Origin of the sequence: Micromonospora sp. CMU55-4, assembly GCF_011602315.1 — a bacterium.
In the GTDB taxonomy this organism is placed as follows: domain Bacteria; phylum Actinomycetota; class Actinomycetes; order Mycobacteriales; family Micromonosporaceae; genus Micromonospora; species Micromonospora chalcea.
The window spans coordinates 118,985-125,626 of record NZ_JAAOLH010000019.1 but is presented as its reverse complement, the minus strand read 5'-3'; the positions used below and the strand labels follow the sequence as shown (position 1 = coordinate 125,626).

Here is a 6,642-nt window from a genome sequence, read left to right as displayed (position 1 = left end):
CTGAGTCATCCGGCCACCAGAATACTAAGATTTCATATAGCATTCTGTCTATCCTGGATGCGCGACACGGGCCTCCAGGTGGGCGGCATCCCTTTCAGGGTGGGCCTTCGTCGGAACCGGGTCACGCAACCCGGCACGGCCCGCAACTTCTATCAATAGCTTCGCCATATGAAAAAGAACTCCCCGCCGTCGTCGTTCCGCCCGGCGGCCTTTACGCACGTCCCGGGCGGTGATCACGCTGCTCGGGCGGGTTGGCGGCCTGGCCTGCCGAGTTTCCTGAGCAATAGCTGAGTGTGGCGACGTGGTAACCGGATGTGCCAGTCTCGGGCTCACGCTGAGCCTGGGGGGATAGATGATGGAGAGTCGCGCCTGTTACCGGGTCGACCTGTTGGGTCCGCTGCGCGTGCGGCGGAAGGGGCATCCGGTGGAGCCCGGACCGGCCAAGCAGCGGGCGGTGCTCTCGCTTCTGGCGTTACGCCTGGGCGACAGCGTCCCGGTGAGCGAGGTGGAGGAGGCGGTCTGGGGCGGCGTGGTCCCGCCGAGCGCCCGGTCGCTCGTGCACACGTACGTGGCCCGGCTGCGCCAGGTCCTCGAACCGGAGCATCCGCCGCGGCGCCGGGTACGGGTCATCGCCTCGACCGTCACCGGGTACTCGCTGCGCGCCGAGACCGTCGAGACGGACGTCGCGCGGTTCCGCCGCTGTGTCGCCGAGGCCGAGAAGCGGATCGGCGAGGGCTGCCGTGAGGAGGCGTTCCACCTGCTCGGGCAGGCGCTGGACCTGTGGCGCAGCCCGACCCTCGGTGAGCTGCGCTCGCTGCTGCACGACAACATCGAGGTGGAGGCCCTGGGTGCGGCCTGGGTGGCGACCTCGCACAGCTACGTCGGTCTGGGGCTGCGGCTGGGACGCGCCGCGGCGGTGCTCGACACCGCCACCCGGCTGGCCCGGCTGGAACCCCTGCACGAGGCGATCCAGGCCGACTATCTGGCCGTGCTCGGCAGCAGCGGGCACCGGACCGTGGCCCTGCACCGGTACGCCGACATCACCGAGCGGCTCCGTACCGAACTGGGCGTCGACCCGGGGGAGGAACTGCGGGCGGTGCACCGGGCGCTGGTGCGCCCGGCCGGCCGTCCACCGGTGCCCCGGCCGGCGCCGGCGGTGCCGGCCGCAAGGCGCAGGCCCGGCTGCGGGCCGATCTCCGGGCCGCTGCACTGGCGGGCCGGGGACATCGCCGACCTGGCGGCCCTGCTGGCGAAGTACCGCGCGGTGACCGTCACCGGCGCGCCCGGCTGTGGCAAGTCGGCGGTGACCCTGCGCGCCGCCCACCAGGCCGCCCGCGTCTTCACCGGCGGGGTCCTGACGGTGGACACGCTCGATCTCAGTGACCGGCGGCAGCTGGAACGCCGGCTGGCCCGGATGCTCGGGGGCAACGGCGCCGAGGATCCGGTCGAACTGCTGCGCGACCAGCCGACACTCGTGGTGCTGGACAACGCCGAGCACCTGGTCGACGCGTGTGCGGTGGTCGCCGACCGGCTGTTGCTGGCGTGCCCGGACGTGGCGGTGCTGACCGGCTCGCGTCAGCCGCTCGGGCTGCCGTACGAGCGGGTCCAGCGCCTGCATCCGCTCCCGGTGCCGCAGCCGGGCGGATGGCCGTCGGTCCTGTCCAATCCGGCGGTCGCGCTGCTCGCCGAACGGGCGGCCCAGGCCCGCCCCGGGTTCCGCCTCGACCGGCGGGACGCGGAGGTCGCGGTGGAGATCTGCCGCCGGCTCGACGGCCTGCCGCTGGCCCTGGAGATGGCGGCGGCGTGCCTGGCCACCGAGAGTCTGGACGGGGTGCTGCGCAAGCTGGAGGGACCGCTGGACGGACTCCGCCCGCCCGCCGCCGGACCGGAGTCACGCCACACGTCGCTGCGGGCGATGCTCGACCGTAGCGTCCAGCGCCTCGACGTGGCCGAGCGTTGTCTGTTCCAGCGCGTCGCGTTGCTGCCGGGGGTGTTCGACCTGGCGGCCGCCCAGCGGTTCTGGCGGCCCCATCCGTCCGGGCCCACGGACGTGCGGGTGGTGCTCGCCGCCCTGGTGGACAAGTCCCTGGTGATGCCGGTCGGGACGACCGGCGGCCGGTACCGGATGCTCGGCCTGCTGCGCCGGCTGGCGCTGGAGACGGGCACCCCGGGGGCCGTGACGAGTCCCGCCGCCGAACTGCCCCTGCCGCTGTCCCGGCCGTTGCTGCCGGCCGGCGCGGCGGCCGTGCCGGACTGACCGGCGGCCGCCGCGACGGCCCGCTCCCCGCCGGGGGAGCGGGCCGTCGTGTTCTGGAGGCCGATGACACCTGACGATGCCTCAGGCATTGACAGCACGCTTTAAAAACACATAGCTTGAAGTTCGGCGGGACCGGTCGGGTCCGGTCCACCAGCGGCCCTCAGACCGCCGCTGACCCCTGCCGACAGACATTGGAGGTGTCTGGCTTGAGCACCAGAGAGACCTACGAGTCCCTGAACCTCGAACCCAAGCCGATCCGCCCGCACATCCTCGCCGCGGCAACCGTGGTCTTCGGCGAGGACTACTACTCGGGCCGCCGCGAGACGATCAACCTGTCCGGCTTCGTGCAGCTCAACAAGTGGCCCATGCCGGGCTTCGAGCACAAGGTCGACGAGAACGGCTACGCGCAGTTCGCCACCGAGCTGATCAGCGCGCCCGAGGTGGGCATCAAGGGGTTCAGCTACGAGTTGGACGACCGCATCCAGGTGCTGTCCAACCCGTTCCTGCCCAACAGCGGGCACGTGCGGCAGATCGTGCCGGGCAAGAACTTCCCGGCCGAGTTCTACATCCGCCGCTTCGGTATCCTGGAGTCGAGCACGCTGCGGCTCGCCCACCGCAACGTCATCGACATCTACGGCGTGGTCGACAGCGTCCCGCCGTTCAAGAAGCCGCTGACCGGGCCCTACCTGGGCAAGCCGCGCGGTGACGGTCCCTTCGACGTGATGGCCGCGCCGAACGTCGTCAAGGGCACCACGCTGCCGGAGGCGTGGTACCCGGCCAACGACGAGAACCAGCCGGTCGGGATCACGCCGAACCTGTTCTTCGCGCCCAGCGCCGGCCCGTGCATGTCCATGCTGGTCGACCCGTCCATGATCATGCAGACCTCGCTGGAGGGGCAGATCGAGGTCGAGGTCAACGGCAAGACGGTGCGGGTCGACCTGGCCGGGGACTACCGCAAGGCGGCCGGTGCCGAGGTGCTGCTCTTCGGCCCGGACAAGCACGACGAGGGCCCGGGCGTGCTCGCCCAGCTGGCCCGCGTCGCGGTCGTCGGACACAGCCCGGAGCTGGGTGGCCGGGTCATGCTGCGGGCGAGCTGGCCGCGGGTCTCCGGCGGCACGCTGGGCGAGGGCAACGAGGACAGCCTCAGCCGGCTCAAGTTCCCCGGCGACCTGCACATCGACGCCGAGTTCGAGCTGGTCACGCCGCACGAGACGCTCTACGCCGCCAACTCCGTGCACGTCAACGGCAAGATGCGCGGCATGGAGGCCACCGGCACCGAGCTCAAGCTGGACGGCTCGGACACCGCCCTGGTCACCGTGGACGAGCAGCCGAAGGCTCGCCTCACCGGCGTCAACCTGGTGATGCGGGACGCGCTGGTCGGCGAGCACGCCGCGGTGAACGCCTGACCGACGGGTCCGCTTGACGGGCCTGCCGGCCAGAGGTTCTACTAGTAAAACCAATAGCAACGTACCGTCACGATGTCCCTCCCGGCTGCTACGGCGGTCGGGAGGGACGCGCGCTCAGGGGGTACCGCGTGGACCAGCGGCTGCTGCTCATGCACCAGATGATGCTCGGCGACGCGCCCCGGCTGCGGGCGTACGACAGGGCGCTGGAGGAGGCCGTCACCCCCGGCGACGTGGTGGTCGACGTGGGCGCGGGGTTGCTCGCGCTCTCCCTGCTGGCGCTGCGGCACGGCGCCGAGCACGTGTACGCGGTCGAGGCCGACCCGGCCACCGCCGCGGCGGCGGCCCGCATCATCGAGGCCAACGACCTCAAGGGACGGCTCACCCTGGTCACCGGCGACGCCCGTACGGTCCGGCTGCCCCGCAAGGCGGACGTGCTGGTCTCCGAGATGATGGGAAACCTCGGCCCGGAGGAGGAGATGGCCGAGGTGCTGCACGTGATCGCCCGTCGCCACCTGCGCCCCGGCGGCCGGGTGGTGCCCCGGCGGCTGCGGACCTGGCTGGCCGCGGCCGAGTTCGCCGACGAGGGCTGGGGGCTGTGGGGCGGCGACTTCTACGGCTACCGGCTCGACCCGGTGCAGGAGCTCGTGGCCCCGGCGGCCCAGCTGCACTTCTTCCAGCGTCCGCCGAAGCTGCTGACCGAGCCCACAGTGGTGCTCGACCAGGCGCTCGACGGCCGGTCGCCGTCCCGGCAGACGCTGCGGCAGCGGCTGCCGGTCATCGCGCCGGGGAGGCTGCACGCCGTGCTCGGCTTCTTCACCGCCGACTTCACCGACGACGTGACGCTGTCGAACTTCCCGTCGTACCCCGGATGCAACTGGGCGGTCTGGGTGTGGCCGCTGCGGCACACCGACGTGGCCGAGGGCGACGAGCTGTCCGTCGCCCTGCGCCGGCCGGCCCGGCGCGACGTCCGCGCCGTGACCGGCTGGCGGCTGGAGTGCGGCCTGTCCCGGCAGAGGAGGTCCTGATGCCCTTCGCGGTGGGTACCGTCCGCGACATTCCCGTCCGTGGCGCTCTCAAGCTCTGCGGCCTGACCTGGTCCGCGGAGTGCCTCTGGTTCTCCGAGGCGGTCTCCAGCCAGATCGCCTCCCTGGACCCGATCAGCGGCAAGGTGGTCCGCCGGCTCGACTGCCCCGGCGTGCGCACCGACCTGACCACGATCGGCGGGCGGCTGCTGCAGGTGGCGGGCGACGACCGCGTGCTGCGGCTGGTCGATCCCGAGGACGGCGAGCTGCTCGGCGAGTTCGGCAACCCGCGTCCCGGCAACGTGCTGTGCGGGCTGGAGGCGACCCGGCACGGGCTCTGGCTGGGCTACGAGGACCTGCGCCAGGTCGACCTGCGTGACCCGGACGGTTTCGGGCTGATCGACACGTTCCCGGTCCGGCAGCCGATCGCCGGCCTGACCGTCTCCGACAGCTACCTCGTCTACTCCGACCGCGACGCGGCCACCATCAACCTGTACGACGTGGCGGCCCGCCGGGAGGTGGCCGCCTACTCGGTCGCGGGCAACCCGACCGGCATCACCTGGGACGGCCGCCGCATCTGGTACTGCGACTTCACCACCCTGCAGCTCCGGGCGATCGAGGTGCCGGGCATCACGAAGGGTTGACGTCCATGGCGACCACGCGCGCTCTGCTGGCCCGCTCGACCCGGATCGGCGCGGTCGGCGCCGCCCACCTGCTGCCGGTGCTGCCGGCGGCGCTGGTCAAGGCGGTCCGAGGTGACCGGGCGGCGGCCCGCCGGCTGCTGTACCGCCGTCTCACCACGTTGCTGATGCGGCTCGGCCCGACGTTCGTCAAGGCCGGGCAGGTGCTCGGCACCCGGCGCGACGTGCTGCCGGCCGCGCTCTGCGACGAGCTGTCGGTGCTCCAGGACCGGGTCGACCCGATGACCCCCGAGCAGACCAGCCGGGCGCTGGCCGAGGCGTACGGCAGCGAGGCGCCCGCGGAGTTCGCGGAGATCGACCCGACGCCGGTGGCCAGCGGCAGCGTGGCCTGCGTCTACCGCGGCCGGATGCCCGACGGCGCCGAGGTGGCGCTCAAGCTGCGCCGTCCCGGCATCGAGTCGACGATGGCCCTCGACCTCGCGCTGATGCGGCACGGCGCCCGGGTGATGGCCCGGCTGCCGATGCTGCGCGGCGTCCCGGTGCGGGAGGTGGTCGAGAACATGTGCGGAGCGGTGTTCGGCCAGCTCGACTTCGCCCGGGAGGCGGAGAACCTGCGCCGGCTCAAGGAGAACCTCGCCGTGGTGCCCCGGGTCCGGGTGCCCGGCGTACGCGACGACGCCTGCCGGCCGCGCTGCCTGGTCATGGAGTTCATGCCGGACCTCGACGTGGACGTGGCGCGGTCGATGTCGGCGGCCGTGCGAAAGCGGTTCGCCGCCTCCGCGATGACAGCGATCTACCACATGCTCTTCGTGGACGGATTCGTCCACTGCGACATGCACCCGGGCAACCTCTACTTCACCCGGGGCGCCCAGGTGGTGGTGCTCGACGCCGGGTTCAGCGTGCAGCTCACCGAGGAGCTGCGCCGGTTGTTCGCCGAGTTCTTCATGAACATGTCGATCGGGCGCGGCCGGTACTGCGCCGAGATCGTGGTGCGCAGCGGCACCGGCCTGCGGCCGGACGCCGACGTGGAGACGTTCCTGGTCCGGATGGCCGACCTGGTGGAGCGCAGCCACGGGCTGCCGGCCCGGGAGTTCAGCCTGATCGCGTTCGCCGCGGAGATGTTCGACCTGCAACGCCGCTACGGCGTGCACGCCGCGCCGGAACTCATCTTCCCGCTGCTGTCGCTGCTGGTGATCGAGGGGACGGTACGCGAGCTCGACCCCGACCTCGACTTCCAGGAGCTGGCCAAGCCGGTGCTGATGCGCGGGCTCTTCGGCCGCCGGGCCGCCGCCTGACCGCTGGCCGAACGGTCCGCC

5 protein-coding genes are annotated in these 6,642 nt (G+C 72.0%); all 5 read left to right on the top strand.

The genetic code is table 11. From position 1 onward, the window contains the following. The first annotated feature begins 355 nt into the window (after positions 1–355). The 5 genes from HA073_RS26805 to HA073_RS26785 all read left to right on the top strand — a co-directional run bounded on the left by HA073_RS26805 (position 356) and on the right by HA073_RS26785 (position 6,621). Entirely contained in the window at positions 356–2,257 is a 1,902-nt protein-coding gene (locus tag HA073_RS26805) for a BTAD domain-containing putative transcriptional regulator (RefSeq protein ID WP_223201159.1), read from the top strand. Positions 2,258–2,463: 206 nt separating this feature from the next. Next, positions 2,464–3,663: a DUF6004 family protein gene (locus HA073_RS26800; protein ID WP_030499571.1), complete on the top strand. Its 1,200-nt coding sequence runs from the start codon at positions 2,464–2,466 to the stop codon at positions 3,661–3,663. A 128-nt stretch (positions 3,664–3,791) separates the two neighbouring features. Beyond that, the gene (locus HA073_RS26795) at positions 3,792–4,688 is read left to right on the top strand and encodes a 50S ribosomal protein L11 methyltransferase (RefSeq protein WP_043325252.1); all 897 of its coding nucleotides are present in this window, start codon (positions 3,792–3,794) and stop codon (positions 4,686–4,688) included. Then, on the top strand, positions 4,688–5,329 hold the full coding sequence (locus HA073_RS26790; RefSeq protein ID WP_043325250.1) for a hypothetical protein: 642 nt from the start codon (positions 4,688–4,690) through the stop codon (positions 5,327–5,329). Before HA073_RS26795 ends, HA073_RS26790 begins: the two co-directional genes overlap by 1 nt. 5 nt (positions 5,330–5,334) lie before the next feature. Beyond that, positions 5,335–6,621 (top strand): AarF/ABC1/UbiB kinase family protein, encoded by a 1,287-nt coding sequence (locus HA073_RS26785; RefSeq protein ID WP_069090021.1) that lies wholly within the window; start codon positions 5,335–5,337, stop codon positions 6,619–6,621. The last annotated feature ends 21 nt before the right edge of the window (positions 6,622–6,642 follow it).